Origin of the sequence: Streptomyces sp. NPDC056161 (assembly GCF_042268025.1) — a bacterium.
In the GTDB taxonomy this organism is placed as follows: Bacteria; Actinomycetota; Actinomycetes; order Streptomycetales; family Streptomycetaceae; genus Streptomyces.
On the sequence record NZ_JBHJUV010000029.1, the window covers coordinates 13,061 to 29,847 of the forward strand.

14 protein-coding genes are annotated in these 16,787 nt (G+C 70.4%); 10 read left to right on the forward strand and 4 right to left on the reverse strand.

The window, feature by feature from the left end; translation table 11 throughout:
• Positions 1–679 precede the first annotated feature (679 nt).
• Entirely contained in the window at positions 680–1,627 is a 948-nt protein-coding gene (locus ACFC09_RS25600) for a hypothetical protein (protein ID WP_376532379.1), read from the forward strand.
• Between the two features lie 27 nt (positions 1,628–1,654).
• On the opposite strand, the gene ACFC09_RS25605 is transcribed toward ACFC09_RS25600, so the two are convergent.
• Positions 1,655–2,080, reverse strand: coding sequence for a Rieske (2Fe-2S) protein (locus ACFC09_RS25605; protein WP_376532381.1), 426 nt, complete (start codon positions 2,078–2,080; stop codon positions 1,655–1,657).
• Between the two features lie 235 nt (positions 2,081–2,315).
• Between ACFC09_RS25605 and ACFC09_RS25610 the strand changes: the two genes are divergently transcribed.
• Together ACFC09_RS25610 and ACFC09_RS25615 are read left to right on the forward strand one after the other, a co-directional pair.
• A complete protein-coding gene (locus tag ACFC09_RS25610; RefSeq protein WP_376532383.1) occupies positions 2,316–3,458 on the forward strand; it encodes a LacI family DNA-binding transcriptional regulator in 1,143 nt (380 codons plus the stop codon).
• Complete coding sequence (locus tag ACFC09_RS25615) at positions 3,455–4,366, forward strand: carbohydrate kinase (RefSeq protein WP_376532385.1); 912 nt, start codon at positions 3,455–3,457, stop codon at positions 4,364–4,366. The genes ACFC09_RS25610 and ACFC09_RS25615 overlap by 4 nt, the downstream gene beginning before the upstream one ends.
• A 230-nt stretch (positions 4,367–4,596) precedes the next feature.
• Here ACFC09_RS25615 and uvrA read toward each other — a convergent pair whose 3' ends face one another.
• Entirely contained in the window at positions 4,597–7,635 is a 3,039-nt protein-coding gene (uvrA, locus tag ACFC09_RS25620) for an excinuclease ABC subunit UvrA (protein WP_376532388.1), read from the reverse strand.
• A 224-nt stretch (positions 7,636–7,859) separates the two neighbouring features.
• On the opposite strand from uvrA, the gene ACFC09_RS25625 reads away from it, so the two are divergent.
• The 5 genes from ACFC09_RS25625 to ACFC09_RS25645 all read left to right on the forward strand — a co-directional run bounded on the left by ACFC09_RS25625 (position 7,860) and on the right by ACFC09_RS25645 (position 12,432).
• Positions 7,860–8,549, forward strand: coding sequence for a maleylpyruvate isomerase family mycothiol-dependent enzyme (locus tag ACFC09_RS25625; protein WP_376532390.1), 690 nt, complete (start codon positions 7,860–7,862; stop codon positions 8,547–8,549).
• 46 nt (positions 8,550–8,595) lie between these two features.
• Positions 8,596–9,252 (forward strand): MBL fold metallo-hydrolase, encoded by a 657-nt coding sequence (locus ACFC09_RS25630; protein ID WP_376532392.1) that lies wholly within the window; start codon positions 8,596–8,598, stop codon positions 9,250–9,252.
• 608 nt (positions 9,253–9,860) lie between these two features.
• The gene (locus tag ACFC09_RS25635) at positions 9,861–10,742 is read left to right on the forward strand and encodes an ABC transporter substrate-binding protein (protein WP_376532395.1); all 882 of its coding nucleotides are present in this window, start codon (positions 9,861–9,863) and stop codon (positions 10,740–10,742) included.
• Positions 10,739–11,668 carry an amino acid ABC transporter permease gene (locus tag ACFC09_RS25640; protein ID WP_376532397.1) on the forward strand — a complete coding sequence of 310 codons (930 nt, stop codon included), beginning with the start codon at positions 10,739–10,741 and terminating at the stop codon, positions 11,666–11,668. Before ACFC09_RS25635 ends, ACFC09_RS25640 begins: the two co-directional genes overlap by 4 nt.
• Complete coding sequence (locus tag ACFC09_RS25645) at positions 11,665–12,432, forward strand: amino acid ABC transporter ATP-binding protein (RefSeq protein ID WP_376532399.1); 768 nt, start codon at positions 11,665–11,667, stop codon at positions 12,430–12,432. The genes ACFC09_RS25640 and ACFC09_RS25645 overlap by 4 nt, the downstream gene beginning before the upstream one ends.
• A 157-nt stretch (positions 12,433–12,589) precedes the next feature.
• On the opposite strand, the gene aroQ is transcribed toward ACFC09_RS25645, so the two are convergent.
• Positions 12,590–13,063, reverse strand: a complete 474-nt coding sequence (aroQ, locus tag ACFC09_RS25650) for a type II 3-dehydroquinate dehydratase (protein ID WP_376532401.1) — start codon at positions 13,061–13,063, stop codon at positions 12,590–12,592.
• Positions 13,064–13,163: 100 nt separating this feature from the next.
• Here aroQ and ACFC09_RS25655 point away from each other — a divergent pair, with 100 nt between their 5' ends.
• Both ACFC09_RS25655 and ACFC09_RS25660 read left to right on the forward strand, forming a co-directional pair.
• A complete protein-coding gene (locus ACFC09_RS25655) occupies positions 13,164–14,210 on the forward strand; it encodes a S66 peptidase family protein (protein ID WP_376532403.1) in 1,047 nt (348 codons plus the stop codon).
• A 93-nt stretch (positions 14,211–14,303) separates the two neighbouring features.
• Positions 14,304–15,575, forward strand: coding sequence for an MFS transporter (locus ACFC09_RS25660; RefSeq protein ID WP_376532405.1), 1,272 nt, complete (start codon positions 14,304–14,306; stop codon positions 15,573–15,575).
• On the opposite strand, the gene ACFC09_RS25665 is transcribed toward ACFC09_RS25660, so the two are convergent.
• A complete protein-coding gene (locus tag ACFC09_RS25665; RefSeq protein ID WP_376532407.1) occupies positions 15,565–16,662 on the reverse strand; it encodes a calcium:proton antiporter in 1,098 nt (365 codons plus the stop codon). The two genes, ACFC09_RS25660 and ACFC09_RS25665, sit on opposite strands and share 11 nt — an antisense overlap.
• Positions 16,663–16,787 lie beyond the last annotated feature (125 nt).

Sequence of the window (16,787 nt, forward strand, 5' to 3'; positions counted from 1 at the left end):
CGGAGGACTCCGGCGCCCGGCACGGTGGCCCGGCGGGGGTACGTGTCGCACCGCCGCGTCCCGCCCGCCGGCGTAAAGCCGTGCTGCCGGACCTCCCGACGTCCGGGCCCGCGCTCGTTCCACTGCCGGGGTCCGTCTCTGATCGACGAGCATGCTCTGCCGCGGGGCCCGGACGCCTTCCGGGCACCCCTCCGCGTCGGGCAGCCCCGCCATCCGCCCACTCGGCGGCGCCGACCGAGGGGCCGAGGGGCCGAGGGGCCGAGGGGCCGAGGGGCCGAGGGGCCGAGGCTGGCGAACGCCCTCGCGACTCGTCAGTCACGTACGGAGGTCGATCGCGGCGATCCACCACCACGGAGCCCTGACCGGGCACCGCGGATCGAACGGGACGACGCGCCGTCAGGGCCGCCGTCCACACGAGACGTGCCCGCAGCCCGGGCCACCGTCAGAGGGCCGCGATTGTCCCCACGCCGACGCCGAGGTGTCGCCAAGTGGTTGTCGGGGATTGGTCAACACGCTTCAATGCGGTGGAACTCGGGGGCGCGAACGACGGCGTACGGATCGGCGTACGGATACACGGGCGCCCTGGCGCCCGCCCCGGTGACCACTCTCCGAAGACCCTGAAGACCCACGTGAACGGTCTGACCAGCCGTAGCGAACCTTCACAGAAAGGCCCCTGTGCATGCTGCACGGCACACAGCACGCGGACCTCGCCAGCGAGGAACTGGACACGGCCTTGCGGGGCGGCCCCTTCCATGTCGCGCTGCGCGCCGCGATCGCCGCCCGCGGCCTGCCGCTCCAGCGCGTCCAGCACCACCTGTCGCGGCACGGGGTCAAGGTCGGTGTGACGAGCCTGAGTTACTGGCAACAGGGCGCCCGACGCCCCCAGCGCCCGGAGTCGCTACGGGCCGTGCGCGCGCTGGAGGAGATACTCAAACTGCCGGAGGAGTCTTTGATCCGGCTGCTCGCCGATACCGACGACGGTTCGGCCACGGGGCGCCCCTCAGCCCGCTCGTACCGCTCCCAGATCGAGGCATCCGGCGTCCTTGACCGCCTTCGGGGCGAGCTGGGCTGGACCCTCGACGGCGGGCTGCACGCCCTGGGCCACCACGACCGGGTCCGGGTCGGCGCGCGCCGAGAACTGGCGGCCCGCGAGTCGCACCACATCGTGCGGGCGCACAAGGACGGGGTCGACCGGTTCGTGGCCGTACACCACGGCGACCCGGGCTGCGTACCTGACCGGATGACGGTGCACGCCCTGGAGAACTGCCGGACGGGACGCGTCCGTTGGGACCAGGAGACCGGTGTCCTGGTCGCCGAACTACTCTTCGGCACCCGGTTGCGTTCCGGTGACACGTTCCTTTTCCGGTACGGCGTCGAGGACGGCACCGCCGGGACCTCGCACGAGTACACGGGCGATTTCGCCTTTCCCGGCGGCCAGTACGCCCTCCAGGTGCGGTTCGACGCGGGCGCGCTCCCGGCCCAGTGCCACCGCTTCACCCAGCACTCCGCCGCGGCGCCGCGCAGCGGACGGCAGGACTTGTCGCTCAGCGGGGTGCACCACTCAGTGCACCTGGTCGAGCCCCGGACACGGCCCGGCATCGTCGGGATCAGCTGGGACTGGGAATGAGCCAGCCGTCCCGACCTGGCCGCCCGGTCAGGCGCCGGGCCCTGCGATGAGCCTGCCGCCAGACACCTTCACCGGCAGTTCAGGAAGCGGCTCGGTGGCCGGAGAATGCAGCACCTTGCCCGTCAGGGCGTCGAACTCGCTCCCGTGGCAGGGGCAGATCAACTTCGTCCCCTCCAGCTTGTTGATGGGGCACTGCGCATGCGTACAGATCGTGCTGTGGGCCTTGAACGTCCCCTGTGCGTCCTTGCTGACCACGACGTTGTGATCCTGGTACAGCCGAGCACCGCCCTCGGCGACCTCGCTTTCGGCACCGAGCTCGACCGGCGCGGTGGGCGCCGCGTCCGTCGTCCCGGTGCCGGAGACCGAACAGGCGGCGAGCCCGAACCCGGCGACCGGGAGGGCGGCTGCTCCTCGAAGGACGGTACGTCGGCTCGCGGAGGGTCGGTCGGGCATGGAGATCTCCACTGGATCAGAGGGTGGTGCGGGAGCCGACCCTATCCGGCGAGATCCCCGGGGCCGCACTCCGGGTGACGAGACCCCGGGACCCGGGGCCGGGCCGACAGCCGACAGCCGACAGCCGACAGCCGACGATGCATCCACGTAAACGCTTACGCAAGCGTTTACGCGCACCACCCAATTGGGATACCTTCCGCCAGAGGGTCCGCCGCGGTGCCGGGGAGGAAGTGCGATGCCCACAATGGCCGACGTGGCACGGAGCGCCGGAGTCTCCGTGGCGACTGTCTCCCACGTCCTGAACGACACGCGCCCGGTGCTGCCGCACACGCGTCAGGCGGTGCTGGACGCGATCGACCTGCTCGGCTACACGCCCAACACGCTCGCCCGCTCACTGGTGACCTCCCGGACCCGCTCCATCGGGATCGCGGTTTCGGCGATCAGCAACCCCTATTTCACGGAGATCCTGCGGGGTGTCGAAGCCGGTGCCCTGGCGGAGGGCTACGGCCTGCTGATCGCCGACCCCCACGACGACCCACGGCACGAACTCAAGGCCGTCCGGTTGCTGCATGAGCGCCGTGTGGACGGCGTGATCGTCGCCCCGTCGGCCGAGCCGCGCGACCTCGTCGCCTACCTGAGCCGTCACGCCGTACCCACCGTCTTCCTGGACCGGCTGGTGGACGGACATCTCGACGGGTCCTCCGTCGACCCGCCGCCCTTCGACCAGGTCTGTGCCGAAGGCGCCGAGCCCATGGCCCAGGTCGTCGCCCACCTGGCCGGACTCGGCCATCGCCGGATCGGCCTGATCGCCGGGCTCCCCGGACTCAGCACCACCGGCGACCGGATCACCGGCTACCGGCACGGCCTCGCCACGGCCGGTCTGCCCCATGACGCACGCCTCGTGGCGCACGGCAACTCCGAGTCGGCCGGCGCCGAGCGCGCGACGGCGGCGCTCCTGGCCCTCGCCGCTCCGCCCACGGCGCTGGTCACCGCCAACAACACGATGACCATCGGCGCCCTGCAGACCCTGCGCGACCGCGGCCTGCGGGTGCCGGACGACATCGCCCTGTGCTGCTTCGACGACTTTGTCTGGGCCGACCTGTTCTCGCCCCGGCTCACCGCGGTCGCCCAGCCCAGCAGGGAGATCGGTGCACAGGCCGTCCGGGTGCTGCTGGACCGTCTGGCCACACCGGACCGTCCCGCGCGGACGATCCGGCTCCCCTGCGCCGTCGTGCACCGTACGTCGTGCGGCTGCCCCGAGCCCTCCACGTGGCCGTGGCCGCTGGAGCCCCCTCAGCAACCACAGCCATCCCAGCAATCCCAGCAATCCCAACAACCGGATTACCCCGAACACCCTCGGAAAGGAAGCGTCTCGTGATCGTCGTCGCCGGTGAGGCCCTGATCGACCTGGTACCGCAGGGCTCGGGTGCCCTGGCGGACCTGAAGCCGGCGCTCGGCGGCGGCCCCTACAACACGGCCGTGGCCCTCGGCCGCCTCGGCTCCCCGGCCGCCTTCTGCTCCCGCGCCTCGTACGACGCGTTCGGCGAGTCTCTGCTCGACAGGTTGCGCGGGGCCGGTGTGGACGTCTCGGGCGTACAGCGCGGCACGGAGCCGACGACGCTCGCGGTCGCCACCGTCGACGGAAGCGGATCGGCCTCCTATTCCTTCTATGTCGAGGGCACCGCCGACCGCTTCTTCGCGGCCCCGACCGCCCTCCCGGCCGGGGCACGCGCCGTGTCCTTCGGTACCTGCTCGCTCGTCCTGGAACCGGGGGCGAGCGCCTATGAGGAGCTGATGCGGTCCGCCTCCGGACAGGGACTGTTCACCACGCTCGACCCGAACATCCGCACCGGCTTGATCCCGGACCCGGACGCCTACCGGGTCCGCTTCCGGAGCTGGCTGCCCTACGTGACGCTGTTGAAGCTCTCGGAGGAGGACGCCGGGTGGCTGGGCGGCGGCCCGCAGGAGTGGCTGGCCGCAGGGCCTTCGGCCGTGGTGATCACCCGGGGCGGTGACGGGCTGACCGCCTTCACCCGGGACGGCTCGGAGTACTCCGTGCCGGGTGAGAAGGTCGACGTCGTCGACACGATCGGTGCCGGCGACACGGTGAACGCCGCCCTGCTGCACGGCCTGTCCACCTGGGACGCCCTCTCTCCCGAGGGGCTTGCCGGTCTGGGGGCGGACGGCTGGACGCGGCTGCTGCGGTTGGCGGCGCGTGCGGCGGCGATCACGTGCTCGCGTGCGGGGGCGGAGCCGCCGTACGCCGCCGAACTGGGGGAGCTGTAGGGCACGGCGGAGGCAGGGGCAGCGGCTGCGCCTGTCGTTGAGGGCTGTTTTCTCGGTGTTGTTGTCAAGGATCGGCTGGGCCCGAGGTTCATGGCACCGGTGAAGCCGCAGGGCCAGGCTGGTTGTTGATGGAACGAGCGGTGCCCCGCGGGAAGTTCCCGCGGGGCACCGCTTTTTGAGGACTTGTCAGGACCGGACCGTCACCTGGACGACGGCGGCCGGACGCATGCTCATTCCTTGTGCGTCCGGCTCGTCTTCTTCGCGGGAGCCGCTTTCTTGGTGACTCCGGCCGCCTTCTTCGTCGCCGTGTTGTTGGCGGTCTTCGCCGTCCTGGCCGTGGCCGTCTTCTTCGCGGTCGATTTGGCCGCCACGGTCTTCTTGGCCGCGGCCCGCCGCGGAGCCGGAAGCGGGGCCGCGTCGCTGATGCGGTCCGCGCCGAGGATCTCGCGCAGGAACTTGCCGGTGTGACTCGTGGGCACCCCGGCGACCGCTTCCGGTGTGCCTTCGGCGACGACGAGTCCGCCGCCGGCACCGCCCTCCGGGCCCATGTCGACGACCCAGTCAGCGGTCTTGATCACGTCGAGGTTGTGCTCGATGACGATGACCGTGTTGCCCTTCTCGACCAGGCCGGAGAGGACCTTCAGCAGCTTGCTGATGTCCTCGAAGTGCAGACCGGTGGTCGGTTCGTCCAGGACATAGACCGTGCGTCCGGTGGAGCGGCGCTGGAGTTCGCTGGCGAGCTTGACGCGCTGCGCCTCACCGCCGGACAGGGTGGTCGCGGACTGGCCCAGCCGGACGTAGCCGAGACCGACGTCGTGCAGGGTCCTTAGGTGGCGGGCGATCGCGGGGACGGCCTCGAAGAAGTCGAGGGCCTCCTCGATCGGCATGTTCAGGACCTCGGCGATGGACCTGCCCTTGTAGTGGACCTCCAGGGTCTCCCGGTTGTACCGGGCACCGTGGCAGACCTCGCACGGCACGTACACGTCCGGGAGGAAGTTCATCTCGATCTTGATCGTGCCGTCGCCCGCGCAGTTCTCGCAACGGCCGCCCTTGACGTTGAAGGAGAAGCGGCCGGGCTGGTAGCCGCGGACCTTCGCCTCGGTCGTCTCGGCGAACAGCTTGCGGACGTGGTCGAAGACGCCGGTGTAGGTCGCCGGGTTGGACCGCGGGGTCCGGCCGATGGGCGACTGGTCGACGTGTACGACCTTGTCGACGAGGTCGTCGCCGTCCACGCGCGTGTGCCGGCCCGGCACGTTGCGCGCACCGTTCAGCTCGCGGGCCAGGTGGGTGTAGAGGATGTCGTTGACCAGGGTCGACTTGCCGGAGCCGGACACGCCCGTGACGGCCGTGAACACACCCAGCGGGAAGGACACGTCGATGTCCTGGAGGTTGTTCTCCCGGGCGCCGTGCACCGTGAGCCGGCGGGACGGGTCCTGCGGACGCCGGACGTCGGGCAGCGGGATGGACTTCCTGCCCGCCAGGTACTGACCGGTCTGCGACTCGTCGTTGGCGAGCAGTTCCTTCAGGGAGCCGCTGTGCACGACCTTGCCGCCGTGCTCGCCCGCGCCGGGACCGATGTCGACGACCCAGTCGGCGACCTTGATGGTGTCCTCGTCGTGCTCGACGACGATGAGCGTGTTGCCCATGTCGCGCAGCCGGACCAGGGTCTCGATCAGCCGGTGGTTGTCACGCTGGTGCAGGCCGATCGACGGTTCGTCGAGGACGTACAGGACGCCGACCAGTCCGGAGCCGATCTGGGTGGCCAGGCGGATGCGCTGGGCCTCGCCGCCGGAGAGCGTGCCCGCGGCACGGTTCAGCGAAAGGTAGTCCAGGCCGACGTCGACCAGGAACCGCAGCCGTTCGTTGACCTCCTTCAGCACCCGCTCGGCGATCTTCTTGTCGCGGGCGTTCAGCGTCAGCTCGCCCAGGAAGTCCGCGCAGTCGCTGATCGACATCGCGGAGACCTCGGCGATCGACTTCCCCATGATCGTGACCGCGAGGACGATCGGCTTGAGGCGTGTGCCCTCACAGGTGGGGCAGGGCACCTCACGCATGTAGCCCTCGAAGCGCTCCCGGCTCGCGTCGCTCTCGGCCTCGCTGTGCCGGCGCTTGACGAAGGGGACGGCCCCTTCGAAGGGCGTGGTGTACACGCGCTCGCGCCCGTAGCGGTTGCGGTAGCGCACCTCGATCTGCGTCTTGTGGCCGTACAGCAGGGCCTTGCGCGCGCGCTGCGGGAGGCCGGCGAAGGGGATGTCCGTGCGGAACCCCAGTGCGTCCGCCAGAGCACCCACCAGGCGGCCGAAGTAGTCCTTGGTGTGCCCGTGCGACCAGGGGTGGATGGCACCCTCGTCGAGGGACTTGTCCTCGTCCGGGACGATCAGCTCCGGATCGACCTCCATGCGCGTGCCGATGCCGGTGCATTCGGGGCAGGCACCGAAGGGCGAGTTGAAGGAGAAGGAGCGGGGTTCCAGTTCCTCGAAGGACAGGTCGTCGTAGGGGCAGTACAGGTGCTCCGAGTACATGCGCTCGCGCTCCGGGTCGTCCTCGGGGAGGTCGACGAAGTCGAGCACGACCATGCCGCCGGCCAGGCCGAGGGCGGTCTCCACGGAGTCGGTGAGGCGGCGCTTGGCGGAGTCCTTCACCGTCAGGCGGTCGACGACCACCTCGATGGTGTGCTTCTCCTGCTTCTTCAGCACCGGCGGGTCGGAGAGCTGGATGGTCTCGCCGTCCACGCGGGCGCGGCTGTAGCCCTTGGTCTGGAGATCGGCGAAGAGGTCGACGAACTCCCCCTTGCGGTCGCGCACCAGGGGGGAGAGCACCTGGAAGCGGCTCCCCTCCGGCAGTTCCAGGACCTTGTCGACGATGGCCTGGGGCGACTGGCGCGAGATGGGGCGGCCGCACTCGGGGCAGTGCGGCTTGCCGATGCGCGCGAAGAGCAGCCGCAGGTAGTCGTAGACCTCGGTGATGGTGCCGACCGTGGAGCGGGGGTTGCGCGAGGTCGACTTCTGGTCGATCGAGACCGCCGGGGAGAGGCCCTCGATGAAGTCGACGTCCGGCTTGTCCATCTGCCCGAGGAACTGCCGGGCGTAGGAAGACAGCGACTCCACGTAGCGCCGCTGCCCCTCGGCGAAGATGGTGTCGAAGGCCAGCGAGGACTTGCCCGACCCCGACAGGCCCGTGAAGACGATGAGCGAGTCGCGCGGCAGGTCGAGCGAGACATTCTTCAGATTGTGCTCGCGCGCGCCACGGACGATGAGACGGTCGGCCACGCCGGTCCGCACCTTTCTTCAGAGAAGTGACAGGGGCCGGAGCCCCCGTGCTTCTTCAGACTAGGGGGAGCCACTGACAACGCCGGTCGGATCCCAGGTTGCATAACAATCCCCGGCCATCCAGCATGCCCGACGCCACCCTCGACGATATAGCACGCACATTCGATTTGCGGTACCAGCTCACAACCTTCACCCGAAGGAGTGGTCGGGCTAGGGTCGGCGTCATGACTGATCACGTCCACGACCTGGCGTCTGTACGTACCGCGTCCGAGCGGCTCCTCACCGCAGTCGCCGCTCTTGACAACGCGGCCGTGGCCGAGCCGTCACGGCTGCCCGGCTGGACCCGTGGCCACATCCTGGCCCACCTCGCCCGCAACGCGGACGCGCTCGTGAACGTCCTGGACGGGCGGCCCATGTATGCCTCCGCCGAGGCCCGTGACGCCGACATCGAGCGCGACGCCCCGCGTCCCCTCGACGCCCAGCTCGCCGATTTCGGCAAGAGCGCGGCCCGCTTCCAGGACGCGGCTGCCGTGCCCGCGGACTGGTCGCGGACGGTGGAGCTGCGCAACGGGGTCGTCGACTCGGCGTCCCAGGTGCCGTTCCGGCGCTGGGCCGAGGTCGAACTCCACCACGTGGACCTCGGGATCGGGTACGAGCTGGAAGACGTTCCGATGGAGTTCACGGCCCGCGAGATCGACTTCCTGACGGAACGCTTCCGCGGTCACCCGGGCGTGCCCACCACGCGCATCGGCGACGGCGAGGGCCGGGCCTGGACCACCGGCGGCGGCGCCGAGGGCGGTCCGGTCGCCGTCGAAGGTCCGGCCGCCGACCTGCTCGGCTGGCTCGCCGGACGGCGCGACGGCGCCGCGCTGAGGGCCGAGGGCGGCTCGCTGCCCGCGCTGCCTCCGCTGTAGGCCGGGCGGGGTTCTCGGGCCGCCTCCCCGCTATAGGGTGACGGCCATGACGTACAGGGGAGAGGTGACGGTCGGCGGACCGGCGGACGTGCACGAGCTCAAGGACCTGATGATCACCAAGATCGCGGTCGGGCCGATGGACAACAACGCCTATCTGCTGCGCTGCCGGGCCACGGACGAGCAGTTGCTGATCGACGCCGCCAACGACGCGGAGACGCTGCTCGGCATGATCGGTGACGACGGCATCGCCTCCGTCGTCACCACGCACCAGCACGGCGACCACTGGCAGGCCCTCGGCCGGGTCGTGACGGCCACGGGCGCGCGTACGTTCGCGGGTCGCGAGGACGCCTCCGGCATCCCGGTACCGACCGACGTCCTGGTCGACGACGGCGATGTCGTCCGGGTGGGGCAGGTCGAGTTGACCGCGCGCCATCTGGTGGGGCACACGCCGGGTTCGATCGCGCTGGTCTACGACGACCCGCATGGTCACCCGCACGTCTTCACCGGGGACTGCCTCTTCCCGGGCGGTGTGGGCAACACGCGCAAGGACCCCGCGGCGTTCGCCCGTCTGATCCACGACGTCGAGACGAAGATCTTCGACGTGCTGCCGGACGAGACCTGGGTCTACCCGGGCCACGGCAACGACACCACGCTGGGTGCGGAACGGCCGCATCTTCCGGAGTGGCACGCGCGCGGGTGGTGACCCGCCCGGCGGGATGACGGAAATCCAGCCCCAGGAACGACCGGAACCGACCCGGGATCGGCGGGGCCAGGACCGGCGGAGGCGCGGGCGCGGCGAAGGTAGTGGGAAGCGCGGAGGTGTGCGACCGGCGCGAACTCGACACTGTGCATGCCCCGCGCACGCGCCTGCCGCAAGCACACAGCGTGCGATCCCCGGCTCTGCATCCGGCGCGCACCCGGCACGCACGCCCCGCGCGAGTTCGCGGTGCGCGCCCCGTGTGAACCCTTCGCACACACCGACTCCCTTTGCGCGCTCCCGAAGCGCGCCGATGCGCGGTCAACTGGAAACAGCCCCGCGCAGGATGACGGCTCCTGGGCGGTACGGGCCGTCGGCCACTTCCATCCCGCCCTCGGCCGGCGGCCCAGGCCGCGGGCGTCCAGGAGACGGCCGTCCAGTCGGCGGGCATCCGCGCCGCGGGCATCCAGGCGGCGGCCGCCCAAGAGACGGATGTCCAGGAGACGGCCGACGGTCGCGGGCGGCGTTCACGCGCCGGCAACACGCGTTCCCAGCATGCGGACAATGACCGTCATGACCTCGACAAACGTGCCGTTCGCTGCCACTCTCCCGCCATGTACCTTGCCCCTCGTGCACTGTACGGCGCCGTCGCCGCCGCTCTAGCCCTGCTGGTCACCGCCGTCGGCTGCGCCCCGCAGCCGGAGGGCGAGGCGGCCACCACGCCGCCCGGTTCTTCCGGAGCCGCCTGCGCCAAGGGCGAGTTGGACACCGAGAAACCCGGCAAACTGACCGTCGCGACGGACGAACCCGCCTACGAGCCGTGGTTCAAGGACGACGAGCCCGCCAACGGGAAGGGCTTCGAGTCGGCGGTCGCCTACGCGGTGGCGCGGCAACTCGGCTACGACCGCAATGCCGTCGTCTGGCAGAGGGTTCCCTTCAACAAGGCGTTCGCACCCGGGGCGAAGACCTTCGACTTCGACATCAACCAGGTGTCCATCAGCGCCGAGCGCACCAAGGCGGTGGACTTCTCCTCCGGCTACTACGACGTGCGCCAGGCCGTCGTGGCGCTCAAGGGCTCGACGGCCGCGAAGGCCACCGGCATCGCCGGTCTGAAGGGCCTGAAGCTGGGCGCCCAGGTGGGATCCACCAGCCTCGACTACATCACCGACGTGGTGCGGCCGACGCAGGAACCGGCCGTGTACGCCAAGAACGACCAGGCCAAGTCCGCGCTGAAGAACGGTCAGGTCGACGCCGTCGTCACCGACCTGCCGACCGCCTTCTACATCACGGCCGCCGAGATCACGAATGCCGAGATCGTCGGCCAGTTCGAGAACCAGGGCGGTACGCCCGAGCAGTTCGGCCTTGTCCTCGACAAGGGCAGCGCGCTGACCCCGTGCGTGACCCAGGCCGTCGACGCGCTGCGCGAGAACGGCACGCTCGCCGGGATCGAGACGCAGTGGCTGTCCGACGCGGTCGACGCACCGGTGCTCAAGTGACCGTCCCGAACGACCGGTCCGGCCAGGAGGACTCGGACGACGACGACCGCTCCGGTGGCGGCACGGATGCCGCCACCGACGCCTACGTCCCGTCGTGGCGGCGGCTCGACCGTGAGCGCCACAAGCGGGTCCGGGCGCGGCGCGCCACGGCTGTCGCTGCATTGTCGACGCTGGCCACAGGTGCCGTCCTGTATCTGATCGTCGTCAACGCGCCCGGCTGGCCGCGCACCAGGGAGACGTTCTTCGACGGGCGGTACGCGCGCGAGGCGTTCCCCAAGGTACTCGAAGGGCTGTGGCTGAACGTCCGGCTGCTGCTCGTCTGCGGCGTCGCCGTCCTGGTCCTCGGCATGCTGATAGCCGTCGCGCGTACGCTGCGCGGCCCGGTGTTCTTCCCGTTGCGGATACTGGCCGCGGCGTACACCGACTTCTTCCGCGGGCTGCCGCTGATCATCAATCTGATGATCGTGGTGCTCGGCGTTCCGGCGCTGCGCCTCCAGGGCGTGACGGTCGACCCGGTGCTGCTGGGCGGTACGGCGCTGACACTGACGTATTCGGCGTACGTCGCCGAGGTGTTCCGCGCCGGCATCGAGTCCGTGCACCCCTCGCAACGGGCCGCAGCCCGTTCGCTCGGTCTCACCAACCGGCAGGCGCTGCGCCACGTGGTGCTGCCGCAGGCCGTGCGCCGCCAGGTACCGCCGCTGCTCAACGATCTCGTGTCGCTCCAGAAGGACACCGGTCTCGTCTCCATCGGCGGCGCGGTGGACGCCGTGCGGGCCGCGGACATCATCGTGGGCCGCAGCCTGAACTACACGCCGTACATCGTCGCGGGGCTGCTCTTCGTCGCGTTGACCATTCCGATGACCCGCTTCACGGACTGGGTGACGGCCCGCATGGACCGGCAGCGGACCCAGGGAGGCACGATATGAGCACAACACCGACGGACGGCTCCCCCGTGCTGCGGATGGAGTCCGTCCGCAAGACCTTCGGCGGCTCGGTCGTCCTGCGGGACGTCGACCTGGAGGTCGCCCCGCACACCGTGACGGCGCTGATCGGCGCCTCCGGCTCCGGCAAGTCCACGCTGCTGCGCTGCGCCAACCTCCTGGAGGAGATCGACGACGGGGCGATCTGGCTGGACGGGGAGGAGATCACCGACCCCCGGGTCGACCAGGACGCGGTACGGCGCCGGATCGGCGTGGTTTTCCAGTCGTACAACCTCTTTCCGCACATGACGGTGCTGGACAACATCACGCTGGCGCCACGCCGGGTGCACGGGGTGGCGCGCGCGGAAGCGGAGAAACGCGCCGGAGAGCTGCTGGAGCGGCTCGGTCTGGGCGACAAGGCGCGGGCGTACCCGGACCGGCTGAGCGGCGGCCAGCAGCAGCGCGTGGCGATCGTTCGCGCCCTGGCGGTGCGTCCACGGCTGCTACTGCTCGACGAGATCACCGCGGCCCTCGATCCCGAACTGGTGGGCGAGGTGCTCACCATGGTCCGGGGCCTGAAGGACGACGGGATGACGATGGTGCTCGCGACGCACGAGATGGGCTTCGCCCGGGACGTGGCCGACCAGGTCTGTTTCCTGGACGGAGGTGTCGTGCTGGAGCGTGGCACCGCCGAGCAGGTCTTCGAGGACCCGCGGCAGGAGCGCACCCGGCGTTTCCTGCGGCGGATCGTGGAGGCGGGCCGCCTTTGATCCTCCGGCCTTCCTCAGGAGACCGGTCGCCTTGAGAGACGGCTTCGGAGCGCCGGTCGGTGTACTCAAGGAATCGGTGTCCTCCAAGATCGGTGTCCTCCGAGAAGGAGACGGTCCGAGTTTTCGACCGTATTAAGACGTCGGCCGGCTTTCAAACCTATGCGTCGGCCTGTGCCGCGCCCGCCAGCGCGACCACCCGCTCCACGCCGAACACGTACCCCTGCACGCCGCACCCGGCGATGACGCCGTCCGCACGCAGGGAGACGTACGAGTGGTGACGGAACGATTCACGCTTGTGGATGTTGGAGATGTGGACCTCCACCACGGGCAGGCCGTCGCAGGCGTTGAGCGCGTCCAGGATCGCGACGGACGTGTGCGAGTAGGCGGCCGGGTTGATGACGATCCCGCAGTGTCCGAGCCGGGCCTCGTGGATCCAGTCGACCAGCTCGCCCTCGTGGTTGGACTGCCGGAAGTCCACCGTGCCGCCGTGCGCCCCCGCGGCCTTGGCACACAGGGCCTCGATGTCGGCGAGCGTGTCGGAGCCGTAGATCTCGGGCTGGCGCCGGCCAAGAAGGTTCAGATTGGGCCCGTTGAGGATCATGATCGGGGCATTGGCCAGGGTGCGGGGCACGGGTCCTCCGGTCCGTCGGGGTGGGCGGTGCGACGGCGACCGCCGCTCGGACCGGTTTATCACGGTGCGCCTGCGCCGCTGCCGGCCCTACTCTCGCGCCATGCCCACCATCGCGTATCCCCCGAAGCCCTCGCCCGGCGACCGCATCGCGGTGGTCTCGCCCTCGGCCGGCCTCCCAGGGCTGTTCCCGCGCCCGTACGAGCTGGGGCTGGAACGGCTGCGTGAGGACTACGGACTTGAGCCGGTCGAGTATCCGACGACCCGGAAGATGGGCGCGACGCCCCAGGAGCGGGCCGACGACATCCACGCCGCCTTCGCCGACCCGGACGTCAGGGCGGTCATCGCCTCGATCGGCGGCGACGACCAGATCACCGTGCTGCCGCTGCTGGACCGGGAACTGATCCGGGCTCACCCGAAGCCGTTCTTCGGGATGAGCGACAACACGAACCTGCTCGCGTTCCTGTACAACACCGGGATCGTCGGCTACCACGGGGCGACGGTGATGTGCGAGCTGGGCCGGCCCGGCGCCATGCACCCGCAGACCGCGGAGTCCCTGAGAGCCGCGCTGTTCACGTCCGGGGCGTACGAGCTGCGGCCCGCCGAGCGCTGGACGGACGTCAACGGCGACTGGGCCGACCCGGCCACCTTCGACGCGGAACCGGCCACCCGTCCCGGCACCGGATGGACGTGGCTGAACGCCGGTCAGGTGGTCGAGGGCCGCGGCTGGGGCGGGAACCTGGAGATCCTGGGCTGGCTGCTGATGGCCGACCGGGAGATCGCGCACGACCTCTCGGAGTACGACGGCGGGGTGCTGCTCCTGGAGACCTCCGAGGACCTGCCCAGCGGCACGGAGGTGTTCCGCACCCTGCGGAACTTCGGCGAGCGCGGTCTGCTGCAACGGTTCTCCGCCCTGCTGATGGGCCGTGCCAGGGCCTGGTCGCTCCAGCGGCCCAACAGCCCGCAGGAGGCGGCACGTCATGTCATGGAGCAGCGCGAGGCCGTGTGCCGTGCGCTGCGGGCGTACGCCCCGGACATGCCGGTCGTCTTCGACGTCGACTTCGGCCACACCGACCCTCAGCTCGTGCTCCCCTATGGCGGAACGATTCGCGTCGACGGCCCGGCCCGGCGCATCACAGTCACCTACTGACGCACGCCTCACCTCCGCGCGCCCCCGTAACCGCCTGTCACTGTGGGTAGTTGACGCGGCATGCACGATGTACGCACCGTCAGGGCACCTTCCATGCTGCGGCTCGCTGCCGCCTCACTCGTCGGGAGCGCGATCGAGTTCTACGACTTCTTCGTCTACGGGACGGCGGCGGCCCTCGTCCTCGGCCCGCTGTTCTTCCCGACGTTCTCGCCGCTGGCGGGCACGCTGGCGGCCTTCGCGACGTTCGGCGTCGGGTTCGTGGCCCGGCCGTTGGGATCCGTGCTGTTCGGGCACATGGGAGACCGTCGGGGCCGGCGGCCGGTCCTCATCCTCTCGCTGCTGCTCACCGGCGTGACGACGGTCGCGGTGGGATGCCTGCCGACCTACTCGACGATCGGGGTGGCCGCTCCGGTGCTACTGCTCCTGCTGCGCTTCCTGCAGGGGTTGGGGCTCGGCGGGGAGTGGGGCGGGGCGGTACTGCTGACCGCGGAGCACGCACCGCCCGAGCGGCGCGTCCTGTGGTCGAGTTTTCCCCAGGTGGGACCCTCGCTGGGCTTCACGCTCGCCAACGGCGTGATGCTCGCGCTGTCGACGTCGCTGTCCGACGCCCAGTTCGCGCAGTGGGGCTGGCGCGTGCCGTTCTGGGGTGCCGGGCTGCTCGCCCTGGGGGGACTGTGGCTGCGGTCGTCGCTCGCCGAGAGCCCCCGGTTCCTGGACATCGAGGAGCACGCGCGCGTGCCGCTCCTCGACGTCTTCCGGCACCACTGGCGGCTGGTCCTGCTGACGGCGGGGGCGCTCGCTGTGGGGTACGCCGTGTTCTACGCCGTGACCACCTGGTCCCTCGCCTACGGGACGGAGCGGCTCGGGGTGAGCAGTACCGTCATGCTGACCTGTGTCATGGCCGCCGTGGTGGTCAAGGGGGCGCTGACCCCACTGATGGCCCTGCTCGGCGACCGCTACGGGCGGCGGTCCATGTGCCTGACCGGGTGTGCCGCCGCCGCCCTGTGGATGTTCCCCATGGTCGCGCTCCTGGCCACCGGCGAGCCGCTGCTCATCTTCCTCGCCTTCCTCGGCGCGCTGGTCGCGTTCATCACCATGTTCGCGGTGATCGCCGCCTACCTGCCGGAGTTGTACGAGGCCCGGCTGCGCTGCACCGGAGCCGCGGTGGGCTACAACCTCGGCGGTGTCATCGGGGGTGCGCTCACGCCGATCGTGGCGACTGCGCTCGCCGAGAACTCCGGACGCGTGCCCTGGGGCGTGGGCGCCTATCTGACCGGGGTGGCGCTGCTCAGCCTCGGGTGCTTCGCCCTGCTGCCGGAGACCCGCCCGGTGCCCGCGGCGGCGGCCGAGCCGGTCACGGGTTGATCGCCAGTTCCAGATACGCCGCGAACAGCACCAGGTGCACCCCGCCCTGCAGAAGCGTGGCCCGGCCCGGCACGACGGTCAGGGAGCTGACGACCACGGTCAGGGCGAGCAACAGCATGTGCGTGGCGCCGAGGCCGAGGACCAGCGGTCCGGAGAGCCAGATGGAGGCGAGGGCGACGGCCGGGATGGTCAGCCCTATGCTGGCCATCGCCGAGCCGAGGGCGAGGTTGAGGCTGGTCTGCACCCGGTCGCGACGTGCGGAGCGGAGTGCGGCGATGGTCTCGGGAAGCAGTACGAGCAGTGCGATGATCACGCCGACGACGGCGTGGTGCAGGCCGGCTGCCGCCACACCGGACTCGATGGTCGGTGACACGCCCTTGGCGAGACCGACCACGCCGACCAGGGCCAGGCCCAGGAAGCCGAGACTGGTCCGGGCCGTGCGCGCCGAGGGCGCCTCCGCATGGTCTTCCGCGGAGATCACCTCGCCGTGGCGGGTGATCGGCAGGAAGTAGTCACGGTGCCGGACGGTCTGCGTGGCCACGAACAGTCCGTAGAGAATCAGCGAGGAAAGTGCCGCGAAGGTCAGTTGCACACCGGAGAACTCGGGGCCCGGTCTGCTGGTGGTGAAGGTCGGCAGCACCAGGCTGAGGGTCGCCAGGGTCGCGACCGTGGCAAGGGCGGCACCGGTGCCTTCCGGGTTGAAGACCGCGGTGCCGTGGCGCAGTGAACCGACGAGGAGGGAGAGGCCCACCACTCCGTTGCAGGTGATCATCACCGCGGCGAAGACGGTGTCCCGGGCCAGCGTTGAACTCTTGTCACCGCCGTCGACCATGAGGGTGACGATCAGGGCGACCTCGATGATCGTGACGGCGACGGCGAGGACCAGGGAGCCGAAGGGCTCGCCCACCCGGTGGGCGACCACCTCGGCGTGGTGCACGGCCGCCAGGACGGACCCGGCGAGGACCACGGTCATCAGCGCGACGAGCGCGCCGGGCAGGCTGCGGCCCCAGGTGAAGACGAGCAGGACCACCGCGAGCACCGGCACGAGGAACGTCCACTGAGTGAGCGACCTGAGCCGAGAGATCATGCGGTGATGGTTGCAGAGGCGTACAGGGTTCGCATTCCGGTCCTTTCCGGCGCAAAGCCGAGTCGGCAAGGGTGGGGTGCGGGAGCGCGGCTCGGCCTCGCAGGTTCGGGGTGTCCGGCGCGTCG